18 protein-coding genes are annotated in these 17,609 nt (G+C 36.0%); 15 read left to right on the top strand and 3 right to left on the bottom strand.

What is annotated here, in order from left to right; all coding sequences use genetic code 11:
- Positions 1–78 precede the first annotated feature (78 nt).
- Positions 79–2,145 (bottom strand): elongation factor G, encoded by a 2,067-nt coding sequence (gene fusA / locus ACL9RH_RS18760; protein ID WP_422694877.1) that lies wholly within the window; start codon positions 2,143–2,145, stop codon positions 79–81.
- A 626-nt stretch (positions 2,146–2,771) separates the two neighbouring features.
- Between fusA and ACL9RH_RS18755 the strand changes: the two genes are divergently transcribed.
- The 9 genes from ACL9RH_RS18755 (at position 2,772) to ACL9RH_RS18715 (ending at position 9,856) form a co-directional block, all read left to right on the top strand.
- Positions 2,772–3,440, top strand: coding sequence for an HAD family hydrolase (locus ACL9RH_RS18755; RefSeq protein ID WP_422694876.1), 669 nt, complete (start codon positions 2,772–2,774; stop codon positions 3,438–3,440).
- 6 nt (positions 3,441–3,446) lie between these two features.
- On the top strand, positions 3,447–4,271 hold the full coding sequence (locus ACL9RH_RS18750; protein WP_422694875.1) for a phosphoribosyltransferase family protein: 825 nt from the start codon (positions 3,447–3,449) through the stop codon (positions 4,269–4,271).
- Positions 4,261–4,818: a TerD family protein gene (locus ACL9RH_RS18745; RefSeq protein ID WP_422694874.1), complete on the top strand. Its 558-nt coding sequence runs from the start codon at positions 4,261–4,263 to the stop codon at positions 4,816–4,818. The genes ACL9RH_RS18750 and ACL9RH_RS18745 overlap by 11 nt, the downstream gene beginning before the upstream one ends.
- Before the next feature lie 2 nt (positions 4,819–4,820).
- Positions 4,821–5,996 (top strand): toxic anion resistance protein, encoded by a 1,176-nt coding sequence (locus ACL9RH_RS18740; protein WP_422694873.1) that lies wholly within the window; start codon positions 4,821–4,823, stop codon positions 5,994–5,996.
- Positions 5,997–6,036: 40 nt separating this feature from the next.
- A complete protein-coding gene (locus ACL9RH_RS18735) occupies positions 6,037–6,960 on the top strand; it encodes a hypothetical protein (RefSeq protein WP_422694872.1) in 924 nt (307 codons plus the stop codon).
- Between the two features lie 69 nt (positions 6,961–7,029).
- Positions 7,030–7,638 carry a TerD family protein gene (locus tag ACL9RH_RS18730; protein ID WP_422694871.1) on the top strand — a complete coding sequence of 203 codons (609 nt, stop codon included), beginning with the start codon at positions 7,030–7,032 and terminating at the stop codon, positions 7,636–7,638.
- A gap of 85 nt (positions 7,639–7,723) precedes the next feature.
- On the top strand, positions 7,724–8,767 hold the full coding sequence (locus ACL9RH_RS18725) for a TerC/Alx family metal homeostasis membrane protein (RefSeq protein ID WP_422694870.1): 1,044 nt from the start codon (positions 7,724–7,726) through the stop codon (positions 8,765–8,767).
- 144 nt (positions 8,768–8,911) lie between these two features.
- On the top strand, positions 8,912–9,439 hold the full coding sequence (locus tag ACL9RH_RS18720) for a TetR/AcrR family transcriptional regulator (RefSeq protein ID WP_422694869.1): 528 nt from the start codon (positions 8,912–8,914) through the stop codon (positions 9,437–9,439).
- Between the two features lie 3 nt (positions 9,440–9,442).
- Complete coding sequence (locus tag ACL9RH_RS18715) at positions 9,443–9,856, top strand: DUF1348 family protein (protein ID WP_422694868.1); 414 nt, start codon at positions 9,443–9,445, stop codon at positions 9,854–9,856.
- A gap of 102 nt (positions 9,857–9,958) precedes the next feature.
- On the opposite strand, the gene ACL9RH_RS18710 is transcribed toward ACL9RH_RS18715, so the two are convergent.
- A complete protein-coding gene (locus ACL9RH_RS18710; protein WP_422694867.1) occupies positions 9,959–10,966 on the bottom strand; it encodes a catalase in 1,008 nt (335 codons plus the stop codon).
- Between the two features lie 284 nt (positions 10,967–11,250).
- Between ACL9RH_RS18710 and ACL9RH_RS18705 the strand changes: the two genes are divergently transcribed.
- From ACL9RH_RS18705 to ACL9RH_RS18685, 5 genes are all read left to right on the top strand, one after another.
- Positions 11,251–11,685 (top strand): FKBP-type peptidyl-prolyl cis-trans isomerase, encoded by a 435-nt coding sequence (locus ACL9RH_RS18705; protein WP_073300468.1) that lies wholly within the window; start codon positions 11,251–11,253, stop codon positions 11,683–11,685.
- Positions 11,686–11,842: 157 nt separating this feature from the next.
- Positions 11,843–12,793, top strand: coding sequence for a hypothetical protein (locus tag ACL9RH_RS18700; RefSeq protein ID WP_422694866.1), 951 nt, complete (start codon positions 11,843–11,845; stop codon positions 12,791–12,793).
- A 66-nt stretch (positions 12,794–12,859) separates the two neighbouring features.
- Positions 12,860–13,270 carry an Rrf2 family transcriptional regulator gene (locus ACL9RH_RS18695; protein WP_422694865.1) on the top strand — a complete coding sequence of 137 codons (411 nt, stop codon included), beginning with the start codon at positions 12,860–12,862 and terminating at the stop codon, positions 13,268–13,270.
- 60 nt (positions 13,271–13,330) lie between these two features.
- On the top strand, positions 13,331–13,984 hold the full coding sequence (locus ACL9RH_RS18690) for an NAD(P)-dependent oxidoreductase (protein WP_422694864.1): 654 nt from the start codon (positions 13,331–13,333) through the stop codon (positions 13,982–13,984).
- Between the two features lie 15 nt (positions 13,985–13,999).
- The gene (locus ACL9RH_RS18685; protein WP_422694863.1) at positions 14,000–15,175 is read left to right on the top strand and encodes a MoaF-related domain-containing protein; all 1,176 of its coding nucleotides are present in this window, start codon (positions 14,000–14,002) and stop codon (positions 15,173–15,175) included.
- Between the two features lie 49 nt (positions 15,176–15,224).
- Here the strand turns inward: ACL9RH_RS18685 and ACL9RH_RS18680 are convergent, their stop codons facing one another.
- Positions 15,225–16,259, bottom strand: coding sequence for a peptidoglycan DD-metalloendopeptidase family protein (locus tag ACL9RH_RS18680; protein ID WP_422694862.1), 1,035 nt, complete (start codon positions 16,257–16,259; stop codon positions 15,225–15,227).
- 224 nt (positions 16,260–16,483) lie between these two features.
- Here ACL9RH_RS18680 and ACL9RH_RS18675 point away from each other — a divergent pair, with 224 nt between their 5' ends.
- On the top strand, positions 16,484–17,524 hold the full coding sequence (locus ACL9RH_RS18675; protein ID WP_422694861.1) for an NAD(P)H-dependent glycerol-3-phosphate dehydrogenase: 1,041 nt from the start codon (positions 16,484–16,486) through the stop codon (positions 17,522–17,524).
- Positions 17,525–17,609 lie beyond the last annotated feature (85 nt).

Genomic DNA, 17,609 nt, shown 5'->3' with positions numbered 1-17,609 from the left:
TTTGACGCTTGACTTTTCACAATTCAACTCCCATAAACAACACAAGGACTGTAAGAAAAATCTACAGTCCTTGCTTGTTTAAGTCATTAATGTATTAGCGATGAAATCAGGTACTAAAGCATAGTGTGATAATTTCATGCTGATGGAAGCTCTACCACTGGTAAGAGTTCTCAAATCCGAAATATATCCGAAAGTTGAGGCTAACGGAATTTCCGCTGCAAAAATCTTTCTTCCAGATTTTTCATCAATAGAAGTGATGATCCCTCTTCTTCTGTTGATATCCGCAGTTACAGAGCCAGTGTACTCCTCAATACTTTGAATTTCCACCTGCATAATGGGTTCCATCAGTTTAGGGCTGCATGCTTTCGAGGCCGCTTTGAACCCTTCTCTTGCTGCAATTTCAAAATCAAAAGCCGCAGAATCCTGAGCATGGAAAGAACCATCCAAGAGAGTAACTTTCATACTTTCCAGAGGATAACCTTTCAAAGGTCCGTTTTCCATAGCTTCCCTGAATCCTTTTTCCACAGAAGGAATAAACTCGGTGGGAATAACACCTCCTTTAATCATATTGACAAATTCCAGCCCGTGTTCATGATCATTTCTAGGTCCCATTTCAAAACTGATATCAGCGAATTGGCCGCTTCCTCCATTTTGTTTGGAAAGTTTTTCTCTGTGAACTTTAGTTCCGGTTAAAATCTCACGGTAAGAAACTTTAGGTTTCCCCTGGTTGATCTCAATACCATGATTCAGACGGATTTTTTCTAACGTTACCTCAAGATGAAGCTCTCCCAACCCACTTAATAGAGTTTCTCCGGTCTGACGGTCTTTTTCCACTACTAAAGAAGGGTCTTCTTCCTGAATTTTAGCTAAAACCAACCCGAAAAACTTTTCATCACCGTTCGTTTTCGGCTCAATGGAAACTCTGATAACAGGAGCAGGGATTGTAATGGCTTCCAGTAATACAGGATGTTCCACAGAAGATAAAGAATCTCCGGTTTTAGCATCTTTTATTCCTGTTAAAGCTACAATATCACCCGCTTTTCCTTCTTCTACAGATAACGTTTTGTCTGACTGCATTTGTAAGATCCTGGAAATCCTGAAACTTTCACCCGTTCTGACATTCAAAACAGTGTCACCCGATTTTATCTTTCCTGAATAAATTCGGAGCATGGCAAGTTTACCCATATGTTTATCAATCGCTACTTTAAAGATAAGTCCCGAAAAAGATTCTGCTTCATCTCTCTTTAATTGTACATTTTCTTCCGTTTGAGGATCTTTTCCAAGAATATCAGAAATCTGATCCGGAGCAGGAAGATAGGTAACAATTGCATTCAGTAAAGGCTGTATCCCTTTATTTTTGAAGGCAGAACCACATAGAACAGGAACCGCAGCGCGTGATAAGCAAACTCTTTGTATTGCTTCAATGATCATTTCATGAGTGATGCTGTGCTCGTTGTTCATAAACATATCAAAGAAAATCTCATCATTTTCAGCTAAGGTTTCCAGAAGCTGTACTCTGTATTCATTAGCTTCAGTATGATAATCTGTAGGGATTTCCTTCTCGATCATCGTTTCTCCATTTTCATCCGTCCAGTATATTGCTTTCATTTTGATCAGATCAATGACTCCTTCAAAGCTCGCTTCTGCTCCTATCGGAATCTGTAAGGCAAGAGGAACTGCATTCAATTTCGTTTTTATCTCGTTCAGAACTGCAAAAAAGTCGGCCCCGATTCTATCCATTTTATTGATGAAACAAATCTTGGACGCTCCGTGTTTTTCTGCCTGGAACCATACATTTTCCGTTTGGGGCTGTACTCCTGATGAAGCACAGAAAACAGCAACAACACTGTCTAAAACCCTAAGAGAACGTTCCACTTCCACTGCAAAATCAATATGGCCGGGAGTATCAATAATGTTGATATTATAGACTTCATGATCTTTTTTCCATTGTGTAGAAACGGCTGCCGACGAAATGGTAATTCCTCTGTTTCTTTCCTGAATATCTTTATCCATCGTGGTATTTCCGTCATCTACATTTCCAATTTTATGAATAAGTCCCGTATAATACAGAAGTCTTTCTGATAAAGTTGTTTTTCCTGCATCTACGTGTGCTATGATCCCTATATTTCGTGTGTTGTTTTTCATTTTGTTTGATTTAAATTGTTGATTTTTACGATTCTGTCTTGAAAAGATTCTGAAAATAACAGACGCAGAGAATACCCCGGCTTATGATGTAAAGCCAGCAGAAATGCTAATGTTTTGCGGTAATGAAATTTTCAGAGCAGATCCTAACAGAGAACAGAATTCTTCGAATTGTTAAAGTCTGAAAGTAGGGCAGCAAAAAAGACCTATCCGAATAGACAGGTCTTTTATATATTTTTTGGAAAAAGATCTATAGAACTATTCAGATAAATATTGAGTACTGCCAAAGAACACAGCTCTGACAGGGTTACTTAAAGTTATAATATTTATCATTTTTGTTGACATTGTTGATTGTTAATCGGTTGCGAAATTATCATTTTTTTTTCATTTTCAAAGAATTTTTTAATTTTTTTTCAAAATCATATTTTTCAAAAACAATTTTTAATCAGATTTATAAGAGGGCTATATTTCTGTAAATTCATAAAAATATCTTAAAACAGAGTAGTATAGTGATGCTTTTATGATAAAAATTTTATCTTTGGGAAGAATAGTCTTATAAACACTTTTTGATGAATGAAAATTGTAAATCTTTTTCAAGAAGCTGAATAAAACTTTTAACTTAAAACCTATTGAAAACAGATATCGACATTCACAACCACTGTCATTTTTCTTTTGACCTGTGGCTTACTTTAATCAAATCTCATCCTGAATTTAAAAGAAAAAGAGTTGAGCTGTTCTCCTCATTTTTCAAGGTAGAAAAACCGATAGAGGAAGTTGTGAAAACTGTAAAATATTATGATGATCTTTGCAATACGATCAATGAAGTTACAGGGGGGAATATCGATACTTTTGAGATCTATTTGATGATTTTGGGTTCATTGGATGTTGATGTTAAGCTTTTGAATAGAGAAAAACTCAATCAATTTTATATAAAGAGTGAAGAACTGTTTTTAGAATATAAGCCGGTTGTGATTTTTGAAAATATTCATGGTTTTTTTGAAGAAATTAAAAATCAAGGAAAAACAATCAATATTCTGAGTAATACAGGATTTATAAAGGGAACTACGATGAGAAAGTTTCTGATTCAGGAAAATCTGGATCAGTATATTGATTTTCATATCTATTCTGATGAAATAAACTGTTCCAAACCGAACCCGCTTATTTTTCAGGAAGTGAAGAATAAGATTCAGGATCAGGCTTTACCGCTGTATAAGATTCTGCATATTGGAGACAATCCGGTAGCAGATTATCAGGGAGCTAAAGATTTCGGTTTCAATGCACACTTACTTAAACACTAAATAAACATGAATAAAAGATACAGCTTACACCACATTCATTCGGCGGATGAGTTCAGCTTCTCACCTGCGGAGTATAGCTATTTCAAGTATGGCGATAAGTCGTATGCTGAGAAATTTGCAAAAGAATTATTCGACGGATTTCTGTCCGAAAATGAAACCCTTTTAGATACTGATAAAGAAATTGTAGTATTACCAAGCCCTTATATGGCGATTCCTACAGCATCCAACTTTTTATGTTTTTACTTTAAAAAGCATTTGGATTTTTATTTGTTTCAAAAAGGGAAAAAATCCAGTATTTTGTCTAAGATCAATAGAAATCATACCTACATTACAGATTATGGAAATCTCAATTTTGAAGATCGTAAAAATCTGATTGCGAATGATACTTATTATATCGATAAGGATTTTTTAAGAGGAAAACTTTGTATTTTTATAGACGATATTAAAATTACCGGAAGTCATGAATATACCGTCAACAGAATCCTGGATGAACATAGCGTAGAAGCCGATTTTATGTTCCTGTACTATGCAGAACTGATGAACTTTAACCTTGATCCGAAGATTGAAAACTTTTTCAACTATTATGCAGTAAAAAAGGTAAATGATGTTGCAGAAGTGATGAATAAAGAAAGTTTTCAGTTCAATACAAGGATTGTAAAGTATATTTTAGGTCTGGATTCAAGTAATTTTGATTATCTTACGTCTAAAGTAAAAAGAGAACAGATGGATTTGCTTTTGGAGCTGGCCATCAGTAACAATTATCATTTAATAAAAGAATACGAAAACAACATCAATACTTTAACACAAACGGAATTATATTATGGCTATTAACTTACAAAAAGGACAAAGAGAAAACATTAACGCACCTAAATTTACTGTAGGTTTAGGATGGGATATCAATAATACTTCTACAGGAACAGGATTCGACCTTGATGCCTCTTTATTTTTGCTTGGGGACGACAAAAAATTGGTTTCAGATAATCACTTTATTTTCTATAACAATCTTGAGTCTCCAGACAAATCTGTAATCCACACAGGAGATAACCTTACAGGAGAAGGCGCAGGTGATGATGAGCAGATCAAAATTGATCTTACTAGAATTGACAGTGCAATCAAAGAAATCACGGTGGTTGTAACCATTCACGAAGCAGATTCAAGAAAACAGAATTTTGGACAGGTAAGAAATTCTTTCATTAGAATTTTCAATACAGATACGAATGAAGAAATCTTAAAATATGAATTAGACGAAGATTTCTCAATCGAAACCGCTGTAGAATTCGGAAGAATCTACAACAGAAACGGAGAATGGAAATTTGAGGCTGTAGGTGCAGGACAAAGAGAGGGCCTTGAGAAATTTGTATCAATTTATCAGAAGTAATCATGGACAATCAGGAAAATCAATCATTAGATCCGCTTGGATCAATAGAACCTTTAAAAACATTTGAACCTACTCCAATGGTTCCGCCAACACCAGCTCAGCCTGTACAGAATGCAGCTCCTGCCGTTTTGGTTGATAGAGAAGGAAACGTAAATCTGACTCAGCTGCAGTCAGAAGAACGTCAGAAATATGAAGTACTTGCCAATTCAATTGATGAAGCCAATCCTGGTTCTATCGTGAATTTTGGAGCAGAACTTCAAAAAACATTAACCAATCAGAGTGATAGTTTCTTAGGAAATGTAAGAAGATCAAACTCAGGAGAAGTAGGAGGGTTGATCAATGATCTGTTGGTAGAACTCAACTATGTTGATGTAGAAGAGCTGAACGGAAATAAAGTGAAAAGTTTCCTGAGTAAATTACCATTTATGAAAAAGGTAATGACTCAGGTAGAAAACTTGTTTGCAAAATACGATAAAATTATCAATAATATTGAGCAGATCTCTTACAAAGTAAATGCTGGAATCATCACTTCCACAAAAGATAATGCGGTACTTCAGACAATTTTTGAAAGTAATGTAAACTCCATTAAGCAGATTGAAGATCTTGTGATCGCAGGAAATATCAGAATGGAAAGAGCGGCTGTTGAACTTGCTCAGATGGAAACAGCTCCTCAGAATTTCCAGGATTATCAGATTGCAGATAAAAGAGACTTCATTGCAAGGCTAGACCGAAGAATGGCCGATCTTAAAGTAGTACGTGTCATCATGATGCAGTCGCTTCCACAGATCAGACTGGTACAGAATAACAACGTTTCCATTGCGGAAAAAGCACAGACTATTCTTACCACTACACTTCCTGTTTGGAAGAACCAGCTTTCACTGGCTGTAGCGATGTACAGACAACAGCAGAATATTGAAATTCAGCAGAAAGTATCGGCTACTACAGAAGAAATCTTAAGAAAGAATGCAGAACGTCTTGGTCAGAATTCAGTGAATGTTGCCAGAGCGAACGAGCAGACTATCGTATCTGTAGAAACGTTAAGAGAAACAACATCCATGCTTATCAATACATTGAATGAAGTGAAACAAATCCAGAAACAGGGAGCAGATAATAGAAGAAAGCTGGATCAGGATCTTCAGACATTGGAGCATGAGCTTAAAGCAAATGTCAGAGGTTAATTTTTAGGATATCAAGGTGGGGGATGATGCAGCAACCATATTGTCGCAGAGCAAAAGAAGATTAACCAAGCTTAAACTTCTTGCGAATTTTTTTGAACATATTGACATAATATCAATTTACATCAAAACTGATATTATCCACAATCTGTTCCAGGAAAATACGGCTTTAGATTACAATAAACTGGAACTTTTCCATCTGCAGTATACCGACAGTCTCATTGAACTTCTGACTAAGATTAAAAGGCAGAAAGAAAATGATATGCTGGCTGTTATCAATGAAATTGACATCAACAGTAAATATATTTCAGGCTTTGAAGAAAGACGGGTAGACAGCTTTCAGACAGACAGGAAAATGTACAGCGGTGTATTTTCCCAACATCTGAAAACACTGTATAAAGATCTTACAGAAGATATTTTTACCGCCAACTGGGACAATGTTCTTTATTTTCATAAAAAATATGCTCAGGAATTTTACAGGACAGAAGCAGACGAAGCTTTGCTGAAATCCGGAACGTTTCCAGCCTATCAGTATAGAGAGTATTCCATAGAAAGGAAACTTTTGGGAAGATTGAATATACAGGGATTTAAAGTTCGCTTTGTCTGCGGTTACCTTCTTGGCACTCATGAATATGAGCTTTTCAAGATCTTTCAGTCTGATGATCACTTTATCTTCAGCGTAGATGATAAAAAGCTGTATCTTTTTGACAAAGAATTGGATAAGCTTGATATATCAGAAAATCAGTCTAACCAGGGAACGATCATCGATCAGCTGAAAAGAAAGAATGAACAGCTTGAAAACAGTATGAACGAAAGAAAACGTACCCTTCCTGTAGAAGTGGAAGGCGTTCTGAAAGATTATATCAGAAACCTGGAAAATATAGATATTATGAGCAAAATATTTGACTTTGATGAAGAAACGAATATTCTGCGTGCAATGCTTAATTTGAATTTGAATAATAACTAAAACGAAATTTGAAAAGCAAAGAAGATTCACTTTTTTGCAAAATAGTAAATAACAACTAAACATAAAAAGATGGCTATCAACTTACAAAAAGGTCAGAGAATTAACCTTAAAAAAGAAAACGGAGCTGAGCTTTCCCAAGCGTGTGTAGGAATCAACTGGGGAGCAATTGAAAAAAAAGGATTTTTCGGAACTAAAAAAGAAGCAGTAGACTTAGATGGAAGCTGTATTTTATATGATTCAAACAAAAATGTTACTGAAGTGATCTATTTTGGAAACCTTAAATCTAACAATGGTTCTGTAAGACACAGCGGTGACGACCTTACAGGAGACGTAGATGGAGATGACGGATTGGATAACGAAGTAATTACAGTAGATTTCAGCAAGCTGGAGCCTAATGTGGAGCACGTTGCAATGGTGCTGAACAGCTACAGAGGACAGGATTTCGGAACGATTCCTTTTGCTTCTATCCGTATCTATGAAGGATCACCTACTAACGTTAGAGAGGTTTTCGCTAAATATGATATTGCCAATGATGCTTCTTTCAAAGGGCACGTTGCCATGGTAATGGGAGTTTTCTATAAGAGAAACGGAGAGTGGAAATTCAATGCAATCGGAGATCCTACTGCAGATAAAAAGCTGGAGCAGACGATTCAGACGGTTCAGATGAATTACTTATAATCTATTGTAAATCAAACGATCAATAAAATAGCAATATTTGTACTTTGTGCACATATTGCTTTTATCATATAATAACTTTACTCAAGTGGAAAAACATCAAAGTATTTTAGATCTTCACCCGGGCCTGGTGTGGGGATTTGCGGTAACAGTCGTTATCATGCTGCTCCTCGATTTAGGAGTTTTCAATAAGAAAAGTCATGAAGTATCTTCCAAAGAAGCTACCATCTGGACAGTGGTGTGGATTTCACTTTCCATGATCTTCTCGGGAGTGGTATATTGGGTTTTCAATACAGACGGATCCCCTGAAAGTCATGCACTAGCCGTTGAAAAATTCACACAATATCAGGCAGCTTATTGGATTGAAAAAGCGCTTTCTGTAGATAATTTATTCGTATTCATTCTTGTTTTCGGATTCTTTAAGGTCCCGAAATTCCTTCATCATAAGGTTCTTTTCTGGGGGATTATAGGAGCTTTGATCTTCAGGGCGATATTTATCTTTGCCGGTGTAGGCTTAATTAATCTTACTTACTTACCTGAAATGAATATTTTCGGAGAAGCAGTGAAAATCAATATTGTAATGACGTTGTTCGGTTTATTCCTGGTATATGCGGGGATTAAATCATGGGGTGACGGAGATGATGACGATGACGAAGATTATAGCAATACGGCAGGAGCAAAGCTAATCAAAAGTTTCTGGAAAGTTTCCGATAATTATGATGGTGATAAGTTCTTTACCATTCAGAACGGGATCAAAATGGCTACGCCGCTTTTAGTGGTAGTAGGAGTTATCGAATTCACAGACGTTCTTTTCGCTGTAGATTCTATTCCGGCAATTTTTGCTATTTCAGATGATCCGTTTATCCTTTATACCTCCAATATATTTGCGATTTTAGGATTAAGATCATTGTATTTCCTATTAGCAAATTTTATTCATATGTTCAGCAAACTTCCATATGGATTGGCTATTATCCTTTCATTTATCGGAGTTAAAATGTTAATTGCCCCTTGGTATCATATTTCGTCTCCGGTTTCATTAGGAATTGTAGGCGGTGTATTGGTGATCTCGGTAATTCTATCTATCATTTTCCCGGACAAAGAGGAAGAAAAGAAAGAATTAGAAGATAAATAATTACATTTAAAATTAAATATCAAACCTCTGGAGTCGTTTCTGGAGGTTTTTTTATAATCCTATAAAAGTTATTTATAAAATCTAACAGACAGATCGGTCTGTTCATTTGCTTTTTTCTTACATTTGTTTCATCAAAAAAAGAATATGAAATCTCCAAGAGACAGAATTATAGAAACCACTTTTGAATTATTTGCACAGCAAGGATACAATTCTACCGGAATCAACCAGATTATTTCCGAATCCAATGTTGCCAGAGCAAGCTTTTATCAATATTTCAAGTCGAAAGAAGATCTGTGTGTAGAATTTCTGAACGTAAGACATGAGTATTGGTTTGGTGAGCTCAACAGCTTTTTGTCCAAAGAAAAAGATTCAAAATCCAAGATTATCAACGCTTTCGATTTTTTGATCTATATGAACGAAAAAGAAAATTTCCGAGGCTGTAGTTTCCTGAATATTCTATCGGAAATCCAACTGGATAATATCAAAATATTAAGTGTTATTCAATCACATAAAGCAGATCTCAGAACTTTTTTTTCAGAACTGATTAAAGAAGATATCCTTTCGGATCATATTTATATGCTTTTTGAAAGCAGTATCATTGAAAGTCAGGTTTTTAAATCGAACGAACTGATTGAAAAATCAAAAAAAATAGTCGCCAATTTAATACAATAACTTATGGAACAGAAACATCCGCTTCCGCCTTTCACCCTTGAAACGGCAAAAGAAAAAATCCAATTAGCAGAAGATGCATGGAACAGTCAGAATCCTGAAAAGGTTTCCAAAGCATATACCCTCGATAGCGAATGGAGGAATAGAGATACCTTCGTGAATGGAAGAGAAGATATTGTCGCTTTTCTACAGAAGAAATGGGAAAAAGAATTCAATTATAAACTCAAAAAAGAATATTGGGCTCACACAGACAACCGAATTGCGGTTCGTTTTGAATACGAATACCAGACAAAAGAGGGCAACTGGTTCAGAGCCTACGGAAATGAAAACTGGGAGTTTGATGAAAACGGATTGATGGCCAAAAGGTATGCAAGCATCAACGATTTAGCCATAAAAGAAGAAGATCGTAAATTCAGATAAATTTAAAAAAGACTGTTATATTAGCAGTCTTTTACTTTTTATTGAAGCAAACTAATCTTTTTTCAGACTCAATGCGAACATGGAAATGTCTCAAAAGTTCCATTAAGCTCCCTTTCCATGCAGCAGTTTATTAATTTTCCTCCTGGTCTGTATAGAAACCTTATACGTTTCATCACGTAGCTTCTGAATCTTTCCGACAGGCTGGAAAAATATTTTACTTTCAAACGGATTGAAGGACAGCAGTTCAGTATTGCAATTCCGGGAGTCGAGCAGGGAATCTTTATCTATTTTTACTTCACCGATTTTAAGGAAAGGAGAGTTTTTCCACTCTACATTCAGTGTATTGATAGGCTGATTTTTGAGGTCATAACAAATCTGGATCAAAACGTCCGCTGTAAAATCATTAGACTTGAAGTAACTTTTTAAAGAATCTTTAATCTTTTGTTTTCTACCAATACTTTTATCCACAGATTGGGGACGAAGTTTTATTTTGATCATTTGATCTCCAAGGCGATAAGCGCCTATCGAGTAATAGTCAAAAGAGAGAATGAAGTCATTTCTTTTGCCCATCAATTTTACCACATTCCGGATCATATCACCAGTGAGAACAGAAGGAATCATCTTAACGAACTGAATTATCATAGGCATTAAGCTACTCCATTTTTTGATATAAAACTTATTCACCGCCGTAAACAGTTTCAAGAAAGTAGAAACCGAATTCACTGGAAACAATGGGAAATTTACCAATGGATAATTGGCAAGCAACCCTCCGTTATCATCTTTGATCTGTACCGCGAATCCATATGCTGGAATATCTTTTTTAGAATTCTTTATTTTCAACTGTGCATTGGAAAATCGTATGGTAAGATCAAATTTTTCTTTATCAAAAAAAGGATGTAAAGATTCAGGGATATTGGGATCAATCCAGAAAGTGCCTTTGGCCACCGCATAGGTTTTGGCATGAGCATTCCGGGTTGCATAGTTGACATCGCTGATGGAAGAAGATTGCTCTACAAAATCTGCAATGGTCTTTTTATTGATTTGCAGAAGTTTTTTTTCCTCTTCATTCAGTTCATCAAACTTCTTATTATATTTTAATGGATCTGGCATTTAGTTTTTAAATCCAATTATAACGCCAAGTTTCGGAATTTGTGTTAAGCGAGTATTACAATTATTTGAATTTTGAGTAAGACAAAGGCTTAAAGGATGGGTAGGTAGCTAATTTAGAATGTAACATGTTGATTTGTAGTGTTGATTTGCAGCTTTGTTAAAATAGAACGTAACGCTTTTGATAGACGGATTTTTGGAGATTTGAAGGAGCCAATTTTAAGATTCCGGTTTTTGCGTTTTATCTTTCAACCCTAAAAAGCCTTATCTTTGTCAAAAATTATAATATGGGAGTAGCAGATTTGTTATTTAAGCGTAAAAAAGAATTGGCAGAAAAGAACCTGAAAGATGGTAAAGAATATATGGAAGAGTATGGTAAAAGAGAAAGCGTAGTGCAGTTACCAAGCGGCTTACAGTATGAGATCATCACAGAAGGGGATGGGGCAAAACCAGGACCTAAGTCTACCGTAAAATGCCACTATCACGGAACTACCATTTCCGGTAAAGTTTTTGACAGCTCCGTAAAAAGAGGAACGCCTGCATCTTTTCCATTGAACAGAGTAATTTCAGGATGGACAGAAGCTCTTCAGTTAATGCCTGTAGGAAGTAAATGGAGACTGATTATTCCTCCGCACTTAGCTTATGGAGATCAGGAAATTAGCAAAGAAATCGGGCCAAACAGTACATTGGTTTTCGAAGTAGAATTGTTGGGTATTAAATAAACTGCCTTAAAAATAGATTAAAAATTTACCTGAATTCAGGTAAATTTTTTTTATTTGTTTTATATTCGTGTAGATGAATTGTAAAACTGAGCCATCAGTTTTGATGAAGGAAGTAGGAATATCATAATAGATTCCATTTAACACAAACTTTGACTGAATGAAAAAACTTTTTTACCTTTTAGCTTTTGTCAGCTTGTTGATTTCTTGTGTTTCCAAGAAGAATCAGGCTATTCAGCAAAATATACTTACCCTTAAAGACAGCTACTGTAAAGCTCCTTTTCAGTACAATTATAACAATAAGCTCCCTTCTCATAACTCGGATTCTATCCTTACAGCTAATAAAGATCTGAAGGGTATATTCTCTGATCAAAGTATTTTAATTCTGAACGCATTAGAAAACCTGGATGAAGTACATGATATTATGGAACTTAAGAAAGATTCATCATTGGCTTCTCAGGTTAAGATCTTACAGCTTAAAACGAAAATCAACAGCCGGGTTACTATCGCCTTAACGGAGCTTGACGCCGTAGCTGCAGAATTCGATTGTGAAGGAGAAAGAGTAGCTCAGATCGGAAATTACGTAGATAATCTCAACTCATCCAGAAATAATAAACTGATTCTGTATTCCATTATTGCAGGGGCAGCATCCTCTATTGCCGGAGGAATTGTAAAAAGTGACGGCTGGGATAATGCAATCGGTATTGGAGGAGGTATTTTAGGAGCAGGGTTCGGATTGGCAACCCTTAATCCAAAAGGTAAAAAGGTTGAATTTATCCATCAGAGGAATCTCTTGAGAGATATCTGGAAAGAAAAACTGGAATCCCCCAACTTTCCACCTTTTATCTGGTATATGTATACTGAGAAAAAATTTTCCAATAGAGAAGAGCATTCCATCATTGGAAATATGAAAACACGATGGCTTCACTATCAGTTTGATGATAATAAGACTGCTGCAGATCAGTCTGTCATTTTCAGTGATGGCGGATTTTATCGGGCCGATGATCTTCATAACCGCGCTGCAATGCTCAATCAGATGCAGTCTGCTACAAGAACCATCAATCAGAATATCAATTATTTATTGTTAGATCTGGACAAATTGATTCTTTAAGAAAAAATTAACTGTAATAAAATTTGTTACATTTAAAAAAAAGTTTACCTTTGCAATGTAATTACAATGAATAATACAAGATTTGCTACGGCAGTACATATAATGACATTATTGGCGAAAAGTCCACAGGAGTGGCTCACTTCAGAGTGGGTAGCTGGTAGTATCAATGTAAACCCGGTGATTGTACGAAAGGAGATCAGCGTGTTGAGAGAAGCAGGCCTTATTATCAGCAGACAGGGGAAAGAAGGAGGAAGTCACCTTGCAAAAGATGCTGAAACGATCACAATATCTGAGATCTATAAAGCAGTGAAAAATACGGAAGTATTAGGCAAAAAGAACCAAAATCCTAATCCTGCCTGTAGCGTTGGTAAAGAAATCAATATTCATTTAAATACATTATTTGAAGAAACAGATCAATTGGTAGTTAACTTTTTAGGAGATAAGTCGTTGAAAGAATTCGTCGATCAGTTCGAGTAAAATTTTTTAGCTATAAATGTAACAAAATTTATTACAATTTAATTTTTAAAATAAAACATTATGAAAAAAGTAACAGTAATTGGCGCAACAGGATTTGTAGGAGTACACATCGTAAACGAATTAAAAGAAAGGGGATATGCAGTAGAAGCTTTGGTAAGAGATGCTTCAAAGGTAGAAACACAGGACAACGTAACGGCAAAAAGTGTTGACGTAAATAATGTGAATGAATTGGCAGAAGCATTAAAAGGAAGTGATGCGGTTATCAGTGCATTCAACGCTGGATGGACGAACCCAAATCTTTACAATGATTTCCTTAATGGATCTGAAAACATCGAGAAAGCAACAGAAGAAGCAGGCGTAAAAAGACTGATTGTAGTAGGTGGGGCAGGAAGCCTTTATACACCGGACAACGTACAAATCGTAGATACACCGGATTTCCCTGAAGCTTACAAACCAGGTGCAACAGCAGCAAGAGATTATCTGAACAAAATCAAAGAAAATAATACATTGGATTGGACTTTCTTCAGCCCTGCTATTGAAATGAACCAGGCTAATGTAGGAGAAAGAACAGGAAAATACAGAACATCATTAGAAACTCCTGTATTTGACGAAAACGGAAGAAGCCGTCTGTCTGTAGAAGATGTAGCAGTAGCTTTAGTGGACGAATTGGAACAAAACAACCACATCCGCGAACGTTTTACAGCAGCTTACTAATTTAAAAGAACAAAGATGTTAAAAAAGAAATTATTATCATTGGCTTCCCTGTTGGGGTTCATGAGTCTTTTATGGGCGGGAAACCTAAAAGTAAAAGTTTATAATCCTGGCTCGAAAGCTATCTTTTCAGTGACGTCAACCATTATTTATGGAGATAAAGATGCTATACTTGTCGACGCCCAATTTCAGAAACAATATGCAGAGCAGTTGGTTAAAGAGATAAAAGCGACAGGTAAAAACCTTACAACAGTTTTTATTTCCCATAGTGATCCTGATTTTTATTTTGGACTGGATGTCATCAAAAAAGCGTTTCCCAAGGCCAGAATTATTTCAACGGCTCAGACGGCCTATCTTATCGCTGCATCGAAAGATGATAAATTAGGAGTCTGGAAACCTCAGCTGAAAGATGATGCTCCTTCGGAAGTCATTATCCCGGAAGCTGTAGCTACAGTTCCTAATCTTGAAGGAAATTCCATAGAAATAAAACAGAATAGGGATGATCCGGCTCATAGTTTTCTTTGGATTCCTTCCATTAAAACCATTGTAGGAGGAATTTCAGTGTCTACAGATTCACATCTTTGGATGGCCGACACTCAGAATTTGAAAGCAATTGATCAATGGATAGGGCAGATTGATAGTATGAAGTCTTTAAACCCGCAACAGGTGATTCCTTCCCATTTTGCAAAGCAGTCGCTGTCTCCTCAATCTCTGGATTTTGTTAAAAATTATCTTGAAGATTATAAAAAGGCAGTGACAGAAAACAAAACAACTTCTTCTATAGTAGAATCTATAGTTAAGAAATATCCTGACCTTCCCGGAAAAGAAGAACTTGAAATGGGAGTGAAAGTATTTCTTGGAGAAATGGATTGGGATTTAAAATCACCTTATCCTGCAATTGGCAGAAAAGTGGAGGTTGAGTTTGGTTCGGTAAAATTTATTTTAGATTTTAAAGATAACAAAACAATGACTTTCATTGGAACGGCCGGAAGTTCTAAGAATACAACAGATACAGTAGAATATACAGCTGTAGAAGTGGCTAAAAATGTTTTTATGGTATATTGGCATGAACCTCATCTGGGTTTCAATGTCTCTCAAATCCAGGATTACAACAAAAATATAGTGTATTCTAATATTGCAGATGCAAAAGGAACATTCACCCACCGAAAAGGGACTCTTACCATTGTAAAATAGAATTTCTTTTTCAAAAATAAAAAGCCACCCGATTGAGGTGGCTTTTCTTTTATAGATTCATAAACAATCTCGGATTTACCGGTGTATTGTTTTTATGTACTTCATAATGAAGGTGAGGTCCTGTAGAACGTCCAGAGTTTCCGGATTTTGCAATAACCTGTCCTACCTTTACTTTATCATTCATTTTCGAAACAAGCTGAGATAAATGTCCGTAAAGAGTAGCTAGGCCGTTTCCGTGAGAAACAATTACACAGTTTCCATATCCGCCTTTCTGTCCTGAAAAGATCACCGTTCCTGCTGCTGCCGCTCTTACATCAGACCCGAAAGCAACGGCGATATCCAGTCCTTTATGAAACTGCATCTGATCTGCCTCTGCAGGGGGATTGTTTTTCTCAACCGGAGCTGCTTTGGCTGTACTATTTGCTGCAACCGCTTTAGAAGAAGTAGTAGTGGCTGCCGGTGCTGAAGCTACTGGCGTTGCTTTTGGAGTTACCATTACTTTTACTTCTCTTTTATTTCCGTAGCTGTCGGTAAGTTCAATTATTTTTTCAACAGGTTCTGCTTTTACTTCTGGCTTTGGAGCTGCTGCAGCCACAGATTTGGATTCTGTTGCTATATTGGTTTTTACCGAAGCATACACTGTTTTAAATGGTATAGGATTTTTTCTGATTCCAAAATTGGAAGAAATATAACCGTCGGTAGGCATTCCCAAGGGAACCTGCATCAGTTTTTTCTGAAGATCCATCAGGTATTGGCTGTATCGGTTGGCTTGTTTGGAAAGATAAATAGAATTGGAAATGCTGTCCTGATCAAGCATCATCAGTTTTTCATTGGTAATATCCTTAGATTTAAGGAAAGAATTCAGCTGACCTACGGTCTGATCTACCAATGTGAGGTCTGTTTTCATTTTTAAATAATCTACACTGTCTTTTTCAGTGTTTATTTTTACAAGGTTTACTTCATATGTTTTGTCATCTCTTTCAGAAAAGAGTTTGGCAATCAATACACCCTGTGCAAAAACTACTAGTAAAAGCCCTCCGAGGAGAATGTTTACGTTCTTCTTGCTGTTTAGAAATTTTTTCATATTTCCTCTCTTAGTAAGTTTTAAAACGGTTTTGGACTGCAAATTTAATTAAAAATAAATAATCGGAGTTATTCTTAATAAAAGTTCAGTTTTTTCTGTATCTAACGTGGAATTAAGTATTTAATTGTGTTGATGTGTTAATTTTCTCAGAATATGGTTTTTATCATGCTTTCAACTCTTCTGTTAAATCTTTGTTTAATATCTTTGCAGTTCACATTCCAATTATGGCTAAAAAGAAAACAATTTCAGAATCTTCGAATCCGAAAAAGACTAAAAAGGATGTTTCTGTAGGGGTAGTAGGAAGCGGAAGTTTTGCAACCGCTATCGTAAAAATGCTTGTTGAAAACTGTAAAGTAGTACACTGGTGCGTAAGAAGTGAGTTTGTAAAAGGAGCTATTGAGCTTCGTGGACATAATCCCAATTATCTTACAGCCGCTCATTTTAATCTTAAAAGTTTAAAGCTTACTACAGATATTAATGAACTGGTTACTGCCTGTGACGTAATTGTTTTGGCAACTCCATCCATTTACCTTTCTGATACGTTGGATAAAATGACCTGCGATTATTCAGATAAGATTTTTGTTTCTGCAATTAAAGGAATTATTCCTAGAGTAAATGATGTTGTGGCTCATTATCTGCGCGACGAATTTAAAATCGGTTTCAGAAATCAGGCTGTCATAGCTGGTCCTTGTCATGCTGAAGAAGTAGCGATGGAAAGACTGTCTTACCTTACCATTGCAACAGTAGAAGATGAAATAGCAGGGAAACTGGAAGAGATCTTCAGCTCAGATTTTATTAAGGTTCAGACGAGTAAAGATATTCTGGGAAATGAGTACAGTGCAATCCTTAAAAATATCTTTGCCATTGGAGCAGGAATTGCAAGCGGATTAGGATATGGTGATAACTTTACCGCCGTTTTTGTTTCCAATGCCATCCGAGAAATGGAGACTTTCCTGGAAGCTATTTATGAAGCCCCAAGAGATGTAAATGAAAGTGCTTATCTGGGAGATCTTCTGGTAACGGCTTATTCACTTTTCTCCAGAAACAGAAATCTGGGAAATCTTATTGGAAAAGGATATACTGTAAAATCAGCAATCCAGTCTATGAATATGGTGGCTGAAGGATATTATGCGGCAGATTCTATCTATAAGACAGCCAAACAGAAAAATCTTAAACTTCCAATTATTGATACCGTATATGCGATTCTTTATGAAGGAAAAAATGCTGAAAAACAGTTTAAAAAACTGACTGCAAAACTGAATTAGAAAGTAAAATATCAATTATTTATTAATTGATGCTAGTATAAATAAGGCTATCTCGATGATGAGATAGCCTTCATTTTTATATTTC

The sequence above is a fragment of the Chryseobacterium sp. Mn2064 genome (assembly GCF_049319685.1).
In the GTDB taxonomy this organism is placed as follows: Bacteria; Bacteroidota; Bacteroidia; order Flavobacteriales; family Weeksellaceae; genus Chryseobacterium.
This window is presented reverse-complemented; position numbering and strand designations above follow the sequence as displayed.